Annotated in this window: 20 protein-coding genes and 1 pseudogene; 9 read left to right on the top strand and 12 right to left on the bottom strand. The window is 59.5% G+C overall.

All coding sequences use genetic code 11. The annotated features are described in order from the left end of the window. Positions 1-192: 192 nt before the first annotated feature. Complete coding sequence (locus AB7783_RS14065; RefSeq protein ID WP_320447847.1) at positions 193-429, top strand: hypothetical protein; 237 nt, start codon at positions 193-195, stop codon at positions 427-429. Positions 430-602: 173 nt separating this feature from the next. After that, the gene (locus tag AB7783_RS14060) at positions 603-2,003 is read left to right on the top strand and encodes a caspase family protein (RefSeq protein WP_441277973.1); all 1,401 of its coding nucleotides are present in this window, start codon (positions 603-605) and stop codon (positions 2,001-2,003) included. Positions 2,004-2,010: 7 nt separating this feature from the next. On the opposite strand, the gene AB7783_RS14055 is transcribed toward AB7783_RS14060, so the two are convergent. Next, positions 2,011-2,250: a PilZ domain-containing protein gene (locus tag AB7783_RS14055; RefSeq protein ID WP_441277972.1), complete on the bottom strand. Its 240-nt coding sequence runs from the start codon at positions 2,248-2,250 to the stop codon at positions 2,011-2,013. Between the two features lie 231 nt (positions 2,251-2,481). Here AB7783_RS14055 and AB7783_RS14050 point away from each other — a divergent pair, with 231 nt between their 5' ends. After that, positions 2,482-2,769 carry an HdeA/HdeB family chaperone gene (locus AB7783_RS14050; RefSeq protein WP_320447846.1) on the top strand — a complete coding sequence of 96 codons (288 nt, stop codon included), beginning with the start codon at positions 2,482-2,484 and terminating at the stop codon, positions 2,767-2,769. Positions 2,770-2,916: 147 nt separating this feature from the next. Further along, positions 2,917-3,198 (top strand): hypothetical protein, encoded by a 282-nt coding sequence (locus AB7783_RS14045; RefSeq protein ID WP_089265144.1) that lies wholly within the window; start codon positions 2,917-2,919, stop codon positions 3,196-3,198. Positions 3,199-3,287: 89 nt separating this feature from the next. Here the strand turns inward: AB7783_RS14045 and AB7783_RS14040 are convergent, their stop codons facing one another. Continuing rightward, positions 3,288-3,497, bottom strand: a complete 210-nt coding sequence (locus AB7783_RS14040; RefSeq protein ID WP_089265143.1) for a DUF6894 family protein — start codon at positions 3,495-3,497, stop codon at positions 3,288-3,290. A 296-nt stretch (positions 3,498-3,793) separates the two neighbouring features. Between AB7783_RS14040 and AB7783_RS14035 the strand changes: the two genes are divergently transcribed. Both AB7783_RS14035 and AB7783_RS14030 read left to right on the top strand, forming a co-directional pair. Next, the gene (locus AB7783_RS14035; RefSeq protein WP_441277971.1) at positions 3,794-4,111 is read left to right on the top strand and encodes a hypothetical protein; all 318 of its coding nucleotides are present in this window, start codon (positions 3,794-3,796) and stop codon (positions 4,109-4,111) included. A gap of 102 nt (positions 4,112-4,213) precedes the next feature. Continuing rightward, positions 4,214-4,651, top strand: coding sequence for an acyl-CoA thioesterase (locus AB7783_RS14030; RefSeq protein WP_441277970.1), 438 nt, complete (start codon positions 4,214-4,216; stop codon positions 4,649-4,651). A gap of 42 nt (positions 4,652-4,693) precedes the next feature. Here AB7783_RS14030 and AB7783_RS14025 read toward each other — a convergent pair whose 3' ends face one another. From AB7783_RS14025 to AB7783_RS14015, 3 genes are all read right to left on the bottom strand, one after another. Then, positions 4,694-4,921 carry a hypothetical protein gene (locus tag AB7783_RS14025; protein WP_068735728.1) on the bottom strand — a complete coding sequence of 76 codons (228 nt, stop codon included), beginning with the start codon at positions 4,919-4,921 and terminating at the stop codon, positions 4,694-4,696. A gap of 164 nt (positions 4,922-5,085) precedes the next feature. After that, positions 5,086-5,385 carry a hypothetical protein gene (locus tag AB7783_RS14020; RefSeq protein ID WP_441277969.1) on the bottom strand — a complete coding sequence of 100 codons (300 nt, stop codon included), beginning with the start codon at positions 5,383-5,385 and terminating at the stop codon, positions 5,086-5,088. Positions 5,386-5,458: 73 nt separating this feature from the next. Then, positions 5,459-5,872: a hypothetical protein gene (locus AB7783_RS14015; RefSeq protein WP_441277968.1), complete on the bottom strand. Its 414-nt coding sequence runs from the start codon at positions 5,870-5,872 to the stop codon at positions 5,459-5,461. 711 nt (positions 5,873-6,583) lie between these two features. Between AB7783_RS14015 and AB7783_RS14010 the strand changes: the two are divergent. Continuing rightward, positions 6,584-7,168, top strand: a pseudogene (locus AB7783_RS14010) (IS1 family transposase); the annotation flags it as partial. A 715-nt stretch (positions 7,169-7,883) separates the two neighbouring features. Here the strand turns inward: AB7783_RS14010 and AB7783_RS14005 are convergent. The 4 genes from AB7783_RS14005 to AB7783_RS13990 all read right to left on the bottom strand — a co-directional run bounded on the left by AB7783_RS14005 (position 7,884) and on the right by AB7783_RS13990 (position 10,508). Further along, positions 7,884-8,471: a hypothetical protein gene (locus AB7783_RS14005; protein WP_441277967.1), complete on the bottom strand. Its 588-nt coding sequence runs from the start codon at positions 8,469-8,471 to the stop codon at positions 7,884-7,886. Positions 8,472-8,473: 2 nt separating this feature from the next. Then, a complete protein-coding gene (locus tag AB7783_RS14000; RefSeq protein ID WP_441277966.1) occupies positions 8,474-8,899 on the bottom strand; it encodes a helix-turn-helix domain-containing protein in 426 nt (141 codons plus the stop codon). Positions 8,900-8,914: 15 nt separating this feature from the next. After that, complete coding sequence (locus AB7783_RS13995) at positions 8,915-9,355, bottom strand: hypothetical protein (RefSeq protein ID WP_441277965.1); 441 nt, start codon at positions 9,353-9,355, stop codon at positions 8,915-8,917. 250 nt (positions 9,356-9,605) lie between these two features. Beyond that, positions 9,606-10,508, bottom strand: a complete 903-nt coding sequence (locus AB7783_RS13990; RefSeq protein ID WP_441277964.1) for an IS1 family transposase — start codon at positions 10,506-10,508, stop codon at positions 9,606-9,608. Between the two features lie 508 nt (positions 10,509-11,016). Here AB7783_RS13990 and AB7783_RS13985 point away from each other — a divergent pair. After that, on the top strand, positions 11,017-11,850 hold the full coding sequence (locus tag AB7783_RS13985) for a hypothetical protein (protein WP_441277963.1): 834 nt from the start codon (positions 11,017-11,019) through the stop codon (positions 11,848-11,850). A gap of 29 nt (positions 11,851-11,879) precedes the next feature. Here AB7783_RS13985 and AB7783_RS13980 read toward each other — a convergent pair whose 3' ends face one another. Then, positions 11,880-12,287 carry a nuclear transport factor 2 family protein gene (locus tag AB7783_RS13980; protein WP_441277962.1) on the bottom strand — a complete coding sequence of 136 codons (408 nt, stop codon included), beginning with the start codon at positions 12,285-12,287 and terminating at the stop codon, positions 11,880-11,882. A gap of 205 nt (positions 12,288-12,492) precedes the next feature. Here AB7783_RS13980 and recA point away from each other — a divergent pair, with 205 nt between their 5' ends. Continuing rightward, positions 12,493-13,596 carry a recombinase RecA gene (recA, locus tag AB7783_RS13975; RefSeq protein WP_089265133.1) on the top strand — a complete coding sequence of 368 codons (1,104 nt, stop codon included), beginning with the start codon at positions 12,493-12,495 and terminating at the stop codon, positions 13,594-13,596. Between the two features lie 184 nt (positions 13,597-13,780). Here the strand turns inward: recA and AB7783_RS13970 are convergent, their stop codons facing one another. Further along, entirely contained in the window at positions 13,781-14,794 is a 1,014-nt protein-coding gene (locus AB7783_RS13970; protein WP_441277961.1) for an ABC transporter ATP-binding protein, read from the bottom strand. After that, positions 14,791-15,780: an ABC transporter ATP-binding protein gene (locus AB7783_RS13965; RefSeq protein ID WP_439089138.1), complete on the bottom strand. Its 990-nt coding sequence runs from the start codon at positions 15,778-15,780 to the stop codon at positions 14,791-14,793. The genes AB7783_RS13970 and AB7783_RS13965 overlap by 4 nt, the downstream gene beginning before the upstream one ends. Positions 15,781-15,800: the final 20 nt, after the last annotated feature.

Below are 15,800 nucleotides of genomic sequence, written 5' to 3'. Positions count from 1 at the left end.
CCGATCGTTCACCAAACGGTCGCTGAAAAGCCTGTGTTTTCAGCGGATATGGGTCGGCCGGGGTGGCGGGTGCCGGAGTATTCGCTCGTTTCCAAGGACGGGCGGACCTGCGGTCGATGGTCGCGGCCTCGCCATGTTGGGGCTGGAAAATGGCCTGCACGTCAGGCTATCAAGGCGCCGGAGGGACGCATGATGAGAGCATTGGTATTGGCGATCGCGGCAGTGGCGCTTCTGGCTGCGCCGGCGACAGCGCAGATGGGCGGCAAGCGCGGCGGCGCCGATCATGCGCCTGGGCCCGAAAAGCCGAAGATCGACGAGAAGGCGTACAAGGCCGCCTTGGAGCGCGTTCCGACTCCCAAGGAAAAATACGATCCATGGGGCGGCGTCGCTCCTGCTCCCGCGCCTACAACGGCAGCGAAGAAAAAGTAATCTTCGACTGCATATGTCGCACGCGGTTCCCGTGAACCGCGCTTGCGTTGACAGCGACCAAATTGGGCAGCGGCAGGCCGTCGCATTGTTGGCGTGCGGCCATCCTGATTTCAGTTGAATCAGGCGGGGAATTATCCGTCGCGCGAGCTGGCCCAGGCCGGGGAGACTGTTCGATGGTTCGTCCTGTCATTCGCAGCGCGATCGTTGCAGCCACGGTAATGCTCGGCTCGCAAGCCGCATGGGCGGAGAGTCGTCTGGCGCTGGTGATCGGGCAGTCCTCCTATCGGTCCATCGCGCCGCTCCCCAATCCGGTCAATGACGCCAAGGCCATGGCGCAGATGCTCGGCGATGCCGGCTTCGAGGTGCAGTCGGCCACGGACCTGTCGCAGACCGATCTGCGCGCCAGGATCGCCGGCTTCGCCGCCAATGTGTCCGCCAAGGGGCCTGACACGGTGGCGCTGGTGTTCTATGCCGGCCACGGTTTGCAGATCGACGGCGAGAACTATCTGGTGCCGGTCGATATCGATCCGAAGCGCGAAGCCGATATTCCACTGCAGGCGGTGCGCCTCAATGACATCCTGAACACGCTGACATCCGTGCCGAGCAAGAGCCGCATCATCCTGCTCGATGCCTGCCGCAACAATCCGTTTCCGGCTATCAGCAAGACCACCGGCCGCGGGCTCGCCCAGGTCGACGTGAAATTCGGCACGCCCGGCACGTTGCTGTCCTTCTCGACGTCGCCCGGCGCCGAAGCCGAAGACGGCAAGGACGGCAACAGCCCCTATACGACGGCGCTGCTGAAGGCGGGGCGCGAGCCGGGCCTGCCGATCGAGGATGCGTTCAAGCGCGTGCGACTGTCGGTCAATCAGGCCACCGAAGGTCGTCAGACGCCGTGGGAGAGCTCATCGCTGGTCAATGACTTTCGCTTCTTTGGCACTGATGCCGGCGCCAAGCCCGCCGTGACCAAGAAGACCGTCGATCAATGGCGCAAGGAGCTGCAGGGCAAGCCGGTGCAGGACGCCAACAATCTGATCGTCTCGGATGGGTCGGTGGAAGCCTATGAGGCCTTTGTCGGCCTCTATGCCGAGCCGCCGCTCGGCCCGCAGGCGAAAGAATGGCTCAACCGTCACTACAAGATGGTGGCGTGGAACAACGCCGTCATCACCAACACCGCGCCGTCCTATCGCGACTTCCTGGCGAAATATCCCGACAGCGATCTGACATCGACCGCGCAGAAGCTTGAGGAGCGCACGCGCAACAGGCCGGTGCCGGATGCGGCAGCGAACGCGCCGACCAATGTCGCATTGGCCGGACCGGGCCCGACATGCCCGTGCGGCACGCCGCCCGCAGCAGCGCCTGCATCGAAGAAAGCGGAGAAAACCACCGAGCCCACGAAGAAGCGCGCCGACAAGCCATCGCCACCGCCGCGGCGCAGCCGTGAGATCGTCGAGGAAGAGGTCATCATCCGCCGTGCGCCGCCGGTCTATTACGAGCCGGTACCGCGCGTCTATTACGGCGGTGGAGGCTATGGCGGTTACGGCGGCGGCAACTATGGCGGCCGCGGGCGCTACTGACGGGCGCCTACTCGAACGCCACGCCAAGCTGGTGGTCGTTATTCCAGACCGGACGGCAGCGGCGGATGAAGTGATCCGCCTCGATCACCAGCATGAAATTCGAGGGCAAGCCGAGCGGGCTCGCGATATCGACACGCGCGCCAGAGGCCGAGAGGTTGCGGACGGTGCAATCGATACCGCCGCCGCCAAAGGCCAGCGTGCCGCGCTTCAGAACCCGGTGTCGTGGAGCCGTTCGTTTCTCGATCATGGTTGTCGTCCGCATCGTCTGCATGCGCCACGTCTAGCACCGCGATCTTGCCGGCCGATAAAGCCGATCGCAGAAATCCGGACCCGCCTGTTCATCCTTCGTGAAGTTCTGGAGGATCAGAATATTTCATAAAAATATCAAATCAAGGAAGTGGGCTCCATGATACCGTCGGGCTGAGAACGCTCGGGCCAGCCATCGGCCGGCGTCATTTTTTGGGGGAAGGGGATCATGATGAAATTCGCCTGCGCGTTTCTGACTGCCGCTGCCATGTCTGCCGCGCCGGCCCAGGCTGTCGTGCTCGATCTGTCCACCATGTCCTGCAAGCAATTCGTCGAATCCGGTCCCGACGAGATCAAGATGGTGCTGACCTGGATGGACGGCTGGTACAAGGGCGACTCGGACGATGCGATCATCGACACCGAGGTGTTCGTCGAGAACGCCAAGAAGTTCGGCACCTATTGCGCGGCGCACCCGACCATCAGCATCGTGACGGCCGCGGAGAAAGTGCTAGGCGACTAGGCTCCAATCCCGAGCCAGCGCCCGGGTTTCTCGGTTTCCGAAGGTTTCAACCTGCGTGAGGCACGACGGGGTGCCCTGCGCCAGGTGCTTGGCGTGCCCGAATGGCCAGTGGTATAACCCCTCCGAAATTCACGGAGCTTTGGTGCCATGAAACGATCCAGCAAACTATTCAGCGTCGTCGCAGCGCTCGCGCTTCTGACCGGACCGGCCGCCGCGCAGATGATGAACCTGATGCCGGAGGTGAAGTCCAAGTCGGCGGAGGAGAAGGAGCAGGACGCGATCACCGAGAAGGCGTATCGCGAGTCGCTGCGCAAGATTCCCGACACCAAGGCCGCGGCCGATCCATGGGGCAATGTGCGCAGCGATGCGCCGAAGGCGGCTGCACCCGCTAAACAGCCACGCACCAAGACCGGCAGCGCTGCGAATTGATCAGGCGATGACGTGGCATCGGCGGCTCGTGCCGCCGGGCGCGCAAATTGACTGAAGCCTGCGCGCGGCCACTGACATATGCGCCTGTGTCAGTTGCTCCAGGACAGCGGCACTTCGAACAATCCGCCGCTGTCTTCATTCTCGACGACGATCGCGCCCCTCACGACGCCGAGGCTGCGCACCATCTCCGATGCGAGCTGACGTGCGTGCAGCATCGCTTCCTGATCGTCCTTGAAGCTCGTCCCTTCTTCGTCGAGGAACGTGTTTTCGGCGATAATATGAAAGAAATATCGAGGCACGGGAAACGACCACAGCTGGCGCGCGTGTAAATGGCTTGCAGCACCTGAGGTTGCTGTAAGACAATGATACCGCTAAACTAACTTGTTCCGTGCGTCGATAGAAATGTGCAAAATTTGCGGCAAATAAACGGTTTTTTTTGGCAGGCAGTTCTCGTGCAGGGATCTGCTTTCGGAACCGTGGTGCATCTCTGGGTTGCCATTGAACGCGGCCGTGGTATCGGGCGCCATAGATCGTTGCGGTATGATTAGGTGAGATGCAGGCGCCATCCGGCCGCGGTTTCAGATATGGGGCCATCATGTCGTCGGCCGATATCGTCTTTGCATGTGCTCTGGTCGTGATGATCGGGTGCAACCTCTATGGCGAGCCGCGGATCGCAGGTGAGCGCGTTGCCATGCAGTGGGGCTTCGACGGCAAGCCGACATGGGATGCGCCGAAGCGGATTGCACTGTGGGGCATGGTCGTTTTTATGCTGACGGTGCGCCTGATCATCTGGACGGCGACAACCTTCGCACCGGAGAAGGTTCATGGCGCCAATCTCGGACTCATGCTGGCGTCGGTGATCATCGCAGCGTCGCACATTTTCATTGTGCTGAAAGCAATGAGGCGGACCTGAGTTGCGGCACGACGTCTCGCTGCGGCGGCTGGCCTTGTCGTTCGAGACGGGCTAGGGAGCGTCGGGGCGGAGAACGAAGCCGCCGTCATAGGCGAGGGGCATGTGTCACGCGATCGGTTCTGGTTCTTTCACCCGTTTCGGGTGCGCTATTCCGAGGTCGACGGCCAGGGCGTCGTGTTCAACGCGCACTATCTCACTTACTTCGACACGACCATCACCGAATATTTTCGTGCGCTCGGCTATGACCAGTTTGCCGATGCCAAGGCGAGCGGCGTCGACTTTCACGTCGTCAAATCGGTGATCGAATACAAGGCGCCGATCCTGTTCGATCAGGAGCTCGATGTTGCCGCGCGCGTGGCGCGAATCGGCAATTCCAGTCTGGTGTTCGAACTCGGCATCTTCGCGCGCGCAGCCGACGATCTGTTTGCCACCGGCGAGATCGTCTGGGTCAATACCGATCAGAAGACCCATCGCCCGGTGCCGATCGCGCAACCGATCCGCGACCTGATCGCCACGCGCGAAACGCATCTCGCGGGATAAGGCACAGGTCACATGGGCCCGGTGCGCGGACGCCGGGCGACTCTAGGCTGGCTCGTCCAGATCGTAGAAATGGGCGAGGCCCCGGCAGATCTCCATCAACCGGTCGCGAAAAGGGGTCTGGGCCGGATCCGAGTAGCTGACGATGACGCGCCAGCTGTCATCCAGCGAATAGATGATCACGCTCATGTTCTTGGGCCATGGCCCGGCGATTGCGGCGGCTTCTCGAATGATCTTCTGAAGTTCGGCGGCGGTTTTCTTTGGCTTGGGCATCCACGCTCCCTGGCTAGAAGCGTTCTAAAGTGGTCGCAGGGAACTGTCCAGAGTGTGCCGGGCTCGCAGTTTGTGTGACCCGACTTGCCTGTCTTGGGTGACCCCGGCGGCCGGACCGTTCAAACCGCCGCACTGACCAAAAGAGGCCGCGCCCCGAGGCGGCCTTACCTTGGCAACGTTCCCAGGTCGCCCGATGAAGGCCTGCCCAGGGCAACGAATGCTGCGACCGCCAGAAGGCAGATGGGCGCAATCAGACCGAGCAGGTATCCGGCAAGACCGTGCCGAATGTAGATGCCCCAATAGTTGACGAGGCCGGGGTAACTGGGGTCGGTGTTCGTATAGAAGACGACAAATTTTGCGGCGTTGGATATGTGCCCGTGTGACCACACGAGAAATGTAAATGCCAGCACGGTTGCGATCACGCAGAGTGCTGTTGCCACGACCATGCGCTGATTTCTGTTCATCGGATATCTCTCGCTGACTTCACCCCTGTTGTGCAGGAAAGCTGCAAGAAGGTTCAATGAAGGGTGATCCGCCTCATGCACCGCTACGGGGTGCTTCGCTGCGCTTCAAGAACCAGCCTGGGATCTGCAGCGTGATCCATGATCCGAGCACCGTGAGGATCGCCATGCCTGCGAGCGAGATATAGAGCAGAGGATGTTGTGAGGACGCGAGCGACCCGTTGAGGTGCAGGTGCGGGCGGATCATGTCCATGACCATACCGACCAGGCTCGCCGCCACGAAGCCGCCGATGACCGAAGCGACAATGCTCGCGATCCATCCAAGCGTGCCGCGCTTCTTTGTCCAGGCGTCGTGAATTCCCACCGCCAGCATGGCGAGAAACATGATCAGCATGATGGTCAGCGGGCCGCCCACGCTCGACCTGGGCATCGCGCCGCTGAGTTCGACGAGCAACAGGGCAGCGGCGGAGAGCAGTGCGATCGTCTTCACGGCGTGTGACCTTCCCATGTCGGATTGAACGCATGAGCGATGCGGACATCCTGTTGTGCGGGAAACGTGCAGGAAGGTTCAAAAGTGGCTCGATTAGTCCAAATCGGGTGGCTGTCGTTTTTGAACTAGGGCACTGAAGTCGGAAACAGGCCAGTACCAATTCTCGGCAGTGTCTCGGTTTGAAAATAATCCGGCTTGACGCCGGGTCGTGCCCGCCCTGTCGCCGCGGCAATCGGGTCAAAAAGTTTCTGTTTTGGGCGCGGACGGGCAATACCATCCGCTCATTTTGGTGCGGGTGGAGCGCGAGGTAGCTTATTGTTGCTCAGAGCATCAGTATGAGGAAGCCATAATGCACCCCGATGCGTGCATTCAGGTTGGCTTTCCACTGCGAGATGTCAAAACGAAAGAGGCCGCCCACTGAGGCGACCTTCGCGAAGAGAGGATGCCGATCGTGCGACTACCTCAAGACCGTTTCTACGATTGGCTGCGTCTGAAATACCCGTGGATGTTCGGATGGAAGACCATCCTCGCTAGTTTGGTGTTTAGCGTCTTGGTTATTGTGTTCGGCTTGTGGATCAATCCGCCCTCTAAAGTGCGGCAAGAGTTTTATCGAGCGCACCCTGAACTTGCGCCGCAATCAAAGTAGGCCACTGCCGTTTTCAAACTAGGCCACTGAGGCCGGAAACAGGCCAGTACCCAAATTCGGTAGTGACTTGGACCGCGCTGGATGCTGACACCAAGCTGATCTGCACATGGGCGGTTGGCGGACGCGACGCAGAGAGCGCCCGCAACATCATGGAAGACCTGCAGAGCCGGGTTAAGACCCGCATGCAGATCACCACGGACGGCCTGCGGCTGTATCTGGACGCAGTGCAGGAAGCATTCGGTGACGACGGCGCGGACTTCGCCCAGCTCATCAAGATTTTCGGTGCGCCGGAAGGTAAGGGCAGCGAGCGCCGCTATAGTCCGGCTGAATGCGTTGGCACCAAGAAGATTGCCGTCGATGGCAACCCGGACGTGAAGCACGTTTCCACCAGCTACGTGGAACGCCAGAACCTCAACATGCGTATGGGAATGCGCCGCTTCACCCGCCTGACCAATGCGTTCTCAAAGAAGCTGGAAAACCACTGCCACGCGCTGGCGCTTTACTTCATGTTCTACAACTTCGCTCGCATCCATAAGACGCTGAAAGTTTCCCCGGCCATGGCCGCTGGCGTCACCGACAAGCTGTGGAACATGGAAGACATAGTTGCGCTGATCGACGCCCGTGATGAACGCAAGGCGAAGAGGGCTTAGTCCCGCCGTAATTATATGGAACTTTGCAGTTCTGGTGAGGTGAAGGGATGTTGGATCAGGCCAACTACCGTAAACTCATCTGCTCCTGATGGTTGCTGCAGCGTCCATCGAAGGCGATAGGTCGGAGAGTTTTGGGAGGCTCCTCGCAGCGGAATTCGCCAGCCGCTTCATAATAGAATTCCACTCCGATGGAGGCGCGCATGAATGCGCTCGATCCTTCGGTGATCCGCGATATAGCGGTGCTAATAGCTGCCATTGCTGCTCTTGTTAGGGCGATTTGGCCGAAAGGCATGGTCCGAAAGGACTAGTCATCAGGGGCTCCGGCTAATCGCCGGGGCCTTTGTTGATTCAAGGCCTAAGCAAAAAGTTCAGTATTCAAACTGAGACACTACCCCAAATTCCGGTACTGGCCGAATTAGGCCACTCTAAAATTGAAATCAGGCCACTTGGCAGCGACTACCGCACCAGCCGTCGACCGCCCGGATAGCACTTGTAGTCCGGCCCATGCTCTTGTTTGCATGAGGTGTGCATATCGGCCACGAAGAAGGCTGCCATCAGAACCACGAGAATTAAACACGCTATGGCTATTCGGGGATTCGTCATCGCCACTCGCAGACTTAAAGTACGCCACTCAATACGGGGCGCTTATCACTTTAATAATCACCCCGTATTCGATTTCTATTCGAGTAGAAACAATCAAAGAAAAACCCGCCGGTTAGGGCGGGGTCATCTCAACGGCGTTACCTTTTGGCGGTGGTGACTTACCGACCTCTGAGCCTTTTCTGAAGCTCGGGAGAAATTGAATGACCGGCAATGGTTCAGAACCCAAATTCGCGGACCAGTCGAGCTGCGCATACAAGGCGCGAAAGTATGCATAAGTAGCAACGCGTCCCACATTCTCCAGAAAAATCGTTACGCCGTCGGCAGTGCAATCCTTCACCCCGTCATAGCTGATAATGTAGGACGCACTACATTTTACGACAGTTTTATTCTTCAGCTTGAACCCAACGTCCCATGTGACGCTTGCCATACAAGTGCCATCGTCCAAGCCTGTCGACATGATCTTTGTCTTCGGTGCCAAGTGCCGCTTCAGGGTGGTTTTGTCTGCGCTCAGCGCCTCCGGAAGAATTTTGAAGTCAACTTTCTCAAGAATGAGGGCGATCAGGTGAGCACTTGCGACAAGCTTATTATATTCGTCGCGCCTTGCCTCGAAGATTTCTTGATGATTAAGGCCAGCCGCAGCAGTCCCCTGAGCGGCTTGCTCAGGGGGGCTTGCATTAGCGCCTTGGTGATTCTCAGGCATATTTAGGCAGCTTTCACGCTAGACTCGTCCTTGATGACCCAGACGTTCCTGTGAAAATTATCATTCAGGGAGCGCTTAACTACTGCCACCATTTTGGTATCGTGGCGCTCGTCCGGCTGCCCCAGTTCTTCAAAGCACTGCCACTGCGTATTTCTCTCGTGCCGGGCGCCAATGACTGCCCGCGGGCGCGCAACGGACACTTCGATTTTTTCGCCCAGCGCATGCACGACTCTAGCCAAAGTTTTGGCGGTCGGGTTGGCGTAAGGGCTCATGATTTGCGAAAGGCGGGCGACCGACAGTCCAGTTTTCTCGGCGAGCTGAGCGCGGGTCACTCCCTTCGCGGTCATCAATTCCTGAATCAGAAACTGGTAATCAATCAGAAGATTTTCTTCCGCCTCGACCACGTTCGCATTGAAAACTTTGCTCATTGTCAACTCCATCGCTTATTTCGAACCATATTCAGCTAGGGCTCCGATTATTTTCGCGGAGGCCTTTAGCATCTCTTGGTCGGCCCGGTTCTGCTTTTTCACTGGGTCTATTTTCACGCCTACGAAACATCTCCTTCCGGCAACCGTCAGGATCGCCCCATATAGTCTCCACTGGAAAGCTTTAAACGTCCAAATCGTTGCCTTACCACCCTTCCCATCTTTAAATTTTCCTTCATTCTTAAATTGTTGGTCGTTCACACGGCGCCCGGGTTCGGTACTTTCACAAAATTCCGTGAAATATCGGCTCAATTGGGCGCGGCGCTTTGACGGTAAATCATCATCCCCTTCAATGGCTTGTCGGAAATCTGTAGCTTCCTTACCTGTCATGCGAATGTCAGCACTGGAACCCGTCCAGACGATTTCGAGATCCTTAGCTGTTGGCGAAGCACCTGACATCAATATTCCAGCGAATTTCTATATATAACTTAAATTCCGGCAACCAATTAGCCACCGATTGGTTCGTGGTCAATCATTTGAGAACAACGTGGTGCTTATGCGCAACACATTTCCGCCCCAATTACTCGAATCGGAGGTTCAATCTATCAGGCACATACCTATAAGATGCAACCAACCCACAATTGGCTCTGCACCCCGGCGCGGAATGGCTGGGATGCTCGACCATAGCCAGCGGCCAAAGTTGTTACGATCAGTCCAAGCCGCCCCGAATTACCGTAAGCTTCCGGCGCCGATCCGGCGGCGTCTCGGTCGGCAGTGCAGGCGCCACGTTCAAGGCAGCATCCACCAACTGCGCAATGCTCCAAGCCCGATCCGCAACGCCTATGGCCTTCGCTGGCGTCGTGCGCAGCGCCTCATGAGTGCGGCAGAGGTTGTAGTGCGCGACATACAGCGCGACCGCCGCAATGTGGTTGTCCAGCTTCTTTGAGAAGCCATTGGTCAGGCGGGTGAAGCGGCGCGACCCCATGCGGAGCGAGAGGTTCTGACGCTCAACGTAGCTGGTCGACACGTACTGCTCGGGGTCGCCCGACATTACCTCACGGCTTACAGCTACTACGGCAGCGGGCGAGTACCGGGTGACGGCGTCCTTGGCTAGATGCGTTACGCTATAGGTCTTTACGATCACGCCATGCGATGCGCCATCGCCGAACGCATCGCGGATCGCCGCACGATAGGGGTGAAAGCCATCGGTGCTGATCTCGGGCTGGCCAATCACACGGCCGCGCAGATCGTGCAGGAAGTCCATGGTGCTGTCAGTGTTACGCTTGCCGACGCCCCAGCTAACGATGGCCTTCTGGTTGCCGGCCATGCCGATGAAAACGTACTGGTCGCCCTTGGCGTGGATTTCGTTCTTTTTGACGTTCTTCTGTTTCTTGCCAACGAAGGACCATGCTTCGTCCAATTCCAGGCGCTCGGTGCGGATGCCGACCATCAGGCGGTCGTGCAGTTCCATGCAGCCAAGGCCGACGCGCAGCGCCAAGTTGCCAACGGTGCCACGATTGACGCCGGTCAGACGGGAGGCGGTACGGATGCCGACGCCTTCGCAAAGGGCGGCAATGACTTCAATCTGCTTTTCGCGGGAGAGAACGTTCATGAGGGCGCAATCCTTCATTATGTGAAGGGATTGCCCGTCAGCGACTCTAGAAAATACGCTCGCCAAAGCGTATATTCAGGTTGGTTATCGCTTCGGGGCGCAATCCCGGGGTTGGTAACTCGGGATCGGCAGCGCGCCAACGCGGTCGGTCCCACTCGATTGATGGTTCAGGGAGCCGGACTCGGACCGACATCTCCACACTTGTAGGGGCGGGTGTCCTACCATTAGACGATCCCTGAGAACTTGAAGCCGATTGCAAGGCCGCCTTTCCCTGATTGAACCCCGGGAGGGCGGCCTTTCCTTTTTCCGTGCCCTCCGACGCTCGGCCAGCGCGGCGGGGGCTCAAACTGTTGTCATGACGTCACCTCAGCGTTAATCCATTTCTGGCAGACAAATTGGATAGCGTCAAGGTCCGTCTGCCAATTTTGGATAAAGAGTTGACGTTGTGGATAGGAACCCTTATGGTGTGTTTCAGCGGAGTTCTCGCGACCGGATAGGGAGAAGCCACATGTCAGGAGACAACGTAACCAGTGTAGTGGATGCGGCGCAGGACGACGCCGACGCGCGCCAGCGTTCCACCATCGGTTTTCCGTACAACAATCTAGGTGACGCTCTTGAGGTTGCGCAGGCTATCCATTCGCATGCGGGGACGAGCGACTGCGACGACTCGCAATTGTCCGCGTGGATGAACGTGAGCCCCAAGAGCAGCGGCTTTCGCATGCAGCTCTCAGCCGCGCGCATGTTTGGAGTGATCGAAACGACGTCCGGACATCACAAGCTTTCGCCCCTCGGGCGCATGATGGTCGATCCCCAGCGCGAGCGAGAGGCGCGGGCGCGAGCCTTTCAGAATGTCCCGCTCTACAAGGCCATCTTCGAAAACTATAAGAATGGCGTTCTCCCGCCTGCTGCAGCGCTTGAGCGCGACATGATCGGGTTGGGTGTCGCCGAAAAACAAACGGGTCGCGCCCGACAAGTTTTTGAACGGTCGGCCGAACAGGCTGGGTACTTCGAGCATGGCAAAACGCGTTTGGTGATGCCTGCTTTTGCCTCCAAAGCTGATGACCCGCCGCCGCCACCACCACCCTCTGATGAGGGCGACAAGGGAGGCAAAGGTAATGGCGATGGCGATCCGCCTGATCTGCACCCATTCATTCAGGGGCTTCTAAAAGAACTCCCCGCATCAGGAACTGCTTGGCCAGAACCGCAGCGCAAGTTATGGCTCGATACTGCCGCCAGCATCTTCAAGATGATCTATAAGGACGCCACGCCTCAAATTCCGCCGCCTCCCGGCTATGCGTCGGGCCAAAATATGCCGTGGACTGGAAACGAAGGTACAAAATGAAAGAGGCCGCCCACTGAGGCGGCCTTTTCTTATGCTCTACGCACTGTCCAACGCTCTTGGGGCTCATCGGCCCATGTGGTGCCCAAGGCCAGCAGCGTGATCCAGGTTTCAGCAAGCTTGCCGTCCTCAATCCGGTAGCTCTGCATGCCGGCGCGGCTACGTTGTTCACCAGTGGCAGGGTCAGGCCATACAAATGCGAATCGAAACCATGCGCGGTCATCCGTAAAGGAGTGATCGTAGACCACTACGCGGGTCCCGGGCCGATCTTTGTGCACCGTCTTCAATTCGGCTGCATAGGCGTCCCGAGTAACGGTCCGGTCGCCTTTCTCGTCATGCCGGATGTAGTGCGATCCCACGCAGCTTGGAATTATGTCGTATTGGGCTTCATGCCAAACCTTCTCCCAACGGTCGAATAGATCGCGCACAATATCGGACATCGAACACTCCAAGAATCAAATCAGGCCACTGTTGATTTCAAACTAGGCCACTGAGGTCGGAAACAGGCCAGTACCCAAATTCCCAAAAGAACATATTGCGAACATAGAACAGATAGGGTACATTGTTTTCAACCCGAACAGCGCCGCCATCCTTTGGCGCTTGCCGTTTGTCCTGTCGCGAATCCCTTCATAAGGAGCTAGATCAATGGCTACCACTCCGACTGCCCTGCGTATCGTTGAAGGATCCTCCATGGACAAGACCAAGGCCCTGTCGGCCGCGCTCTCCCAGATCGAGCGCCAGTTCGGCAAGGGCTCGGTGATGAAGCTCGGCAAGAACGACCGGTCGATGGATATCGAGGTGATTTCGTCGGGCTCGCTCGGCCTCGATATCGCGCTCGGCGTCGGCGGCCTGCCGAAGGGCCGCGTGATCGAGATTTACGGACCGGAATCCTCGGGCAAGACGACTTTGGCGCTGCATTGCGCCGCGGAAGCCCAGAAGAAGGGCGGCATCTGCGCCTTCATCGACGCCGAACACGCGCTCGACCCGGTCTATGCCCGCAAGCTGGGCGTCAATGTCGATGAGCTCCTGATCTCGCAGCCGGATCACGGCGAACAGGCGCTGGAAATCGCCGACACGCTGGTGCGCTCCGGCGCGGTGGACGTCCTGATCATCGACTCCGTGGCTGCGCTGGTGCCGCGCGCCGAACTCGAAGGCGAAATGGGCGACGCGCTGCCCGGCCTGCAGGCTCGTCTGATGAGCCAGGCGCTGCGCAAGCTGACCGCCTCGATCAACAAATCCAATACGATGGTGATCTTCATCAACCAGATCCGCATGAAGATCGGTGTGATGTATGGCTCGCCGGAAACCACCACCGGCGGTAATGCGCTGAAATTCTACGCCTCGGTCCGTCTCGACATCCGCCGCATCGGCGCGATCAAGGAGCGCGACGAGGTCGTTGGTAACTCGACCCGCGTCAAGGTCGTGAAGAACAAGCTGGCACCGCCCTTCAAGCAGGTCGAATTCGACATCATGTATGGCGAAGGCGTCTCCAAGATGGGCGAGATCCTCGATCTCGGCGTAAAAGCGGGAATCGTCGAGAAGTCCGGCGCCTGGTTCTCCTATGACAGCCAGCGCCTCGGCCAGGGGCGCGAGAATTCCAAGGCCTTCCTGAAAGCCAATCCGGACATGACCGCCAAGATCGAAGCCTCGATCCGGCAGAATTCCGGCCTGATCGCCGAGCAGATTCTCGCCGGTCCCATCGAGCGCGACGAAGATGGCGGTGACGGCGAGGAGCCGGCAGAAGATTGATCGGATCGGGTCCGGAGACGCACTGACGTTCATGCGCAGTGATCTTGCCGGACCGATCTTGCAGCCGACAGTGTCGGCTGAATGATTTCGCGGTGGGTGCTGTGGGGGTCTGTTGCCGATACCCTGCGGTGCCTGCCGCGTTGTCGTTTCAGGACACCCTGATCTGAGTGCACGCTGATCGCAATTATCGCCGCGCGGCGGGGACAGCCTCGCTTGGCGGCGCGATCAGTTTGTTGACCGCATGACAGGCGACGCCGTCGACCAGATCCGGCACCACCTTGCGACAGAGATCGAACACTTCCGGGCAGCGCGGATGAAACGTGCAGCCGGAGGGCGGATCGATCGGATTGGGAATCTCGCCGGAGACTGCGATGCGTGCGCGGCCTGACATGGCCAGATCCGGCACGGCGCCCAGCAGCATGCGCGTATAGGGCATGCGCGGCGCGCGGAAGAGTTCGCGCCCTTCCGCAATCTCCACGATGCGGCCGAGATACATCACGCCGATCCGGTCAGCCATGTGCCTGACCACAGCAAGGTTGTGGCTGATGAACAGATAGGTCAGGCCGAATTTGTCCTGCAGCTCGCGCATCAGGTTGAGAATCTGCGCCTGCACCGAGACATCCAGCGCCGAGGTCGGCTCGTCGCAGACGATGAACTCGGCCTCCGAGGCGAGTGCGCGGGCAATCGCGATACGCTGGCGCTGGCCGCCGGAGAACTGATGCGGATATTTCTGCCCGTCGTCGGGATGCAGGCCCACCAGCGTCAGCAATTCGCCAACGCGGGCGCGAATGTCGCGCTCGCCCTGAATGAGATCGAAGGCGCGGATCGGCTCGGCGATGATCGCATCGACCCGCAGCCGCGGATTGAGGCTCGCATAGGGATCCTGGAAGATCATCTGGATCCGCTTGCGCAGCAGTCTTCGCGCGCCCGCCTGGCCGGGATCGCTCATCGAGACGCCGTCGATGATGACGTCTCCGGATGTTGGCGGCAGCAGCCCGACCACCATCCGCGCCACCGTGCTCTTGCCCGAGCCGGATTCGCCGACCAGCGCAAAGGTTTCGCCGCGCCTGATCTCGAACGACACGCCGTCGACCGCTTTCAAAAACTCCATCGGGCTGCGCTCGATGACGCGGTTGAGCCAGGGCTTCGAGACATCGAAGGCGCGTTTGAGATTGCGGGCCTGCACCAGCACCGTCATGCCGCGCTCTCCGCATGGGCATGATCATAGAGATGACAGGCGACCTGCTGGGCGCCGACAGCGATCGGCTCCGGCCGCTCGATACGACAGCGGTCGAACGCAAAACTGCAGCGCGGATTAAACGCACAGCCCTGCGGAATGGCCGACAGCCGCGGCATCGAGCCTGGAATCTGCACCAGCCGCTGCGAGGCATCGCCGGTCAGTGTCGGGATCGCGCCCATCAATCCCTTGGCATAGGGATGCAGCGGGTTTTGCACCACGTCGCGCACAGGTCCGATCTCGGCGATGCGTCCGGAATACATCACGGCCACCCGGTCGGAGGTCTCGGCGATCACACCCATGTCGTGGGTGACCAGCATCACCGCCGTGCCATGGTCGCGGCCGAGCCGCTTGATCAGCGCGATGATCTGCGCCTGCACGGAGACATCGAGCGCGGTGGTCGGCTCGTCGGCGATGATCAGTTCGGGTTCGGCCGCGATCGCCAGCGCAATCACCACGCGCTGCCGCATACCGCCGGAGAATTCATGCGGATAGGCATCGACGCGCTTGTCAGGGGCGGGAATGCCTACCTCGGCGAGCAGATCCACTGCGCGCTTGCGCGCCTGCGTCTCGTTCATGTTCAGATGGGTGCGGATTGTCTCCACCAGCTGGTCGCCGATCCGATACAGCGGATTGAGACTGGTCAGCGGATCCTGAAAGATCATGGCGATGCGCTTGCCGCGAATCCGGCGCATCGCCTCCGCCGGCAGGTTGTCGATGCGCAGGCCGGACAGCAGGATCTCGCCGCCGGCGATGCGCCCGGGCGGATCGATCAGGCCGATGGCCGCAAGTCCCGTCACCGATTTGCCGGCGCCGGATTCGCCGACCACGCCCAGCACCTCGCCTTTGGCGATATCGAAGGACACGCCGTCGATCGCGCGCAGCGCGCCGCGCCTACTGGCGAATTCGACGCGCAGGTTGCGCACGGAGAGGACGGGCACGCTCATGTCGGGCACTGTGTGAGGTG

This window comes from Tardiphaga sp. 172_B4_N1_3 (genome assembly GCF_052076035.1).
Lineage (GTDB): Bacteria > Pseudomonadota > Alphaproteobacteria > Rhizobiales > Xanthobacteraceae > Tardiphaga > Tardiphaga robiniae.
Note: the sequence above shows the minus strand (reverse complement) of the source record. Positions and strands in the feature narration are given on the sequence as shown.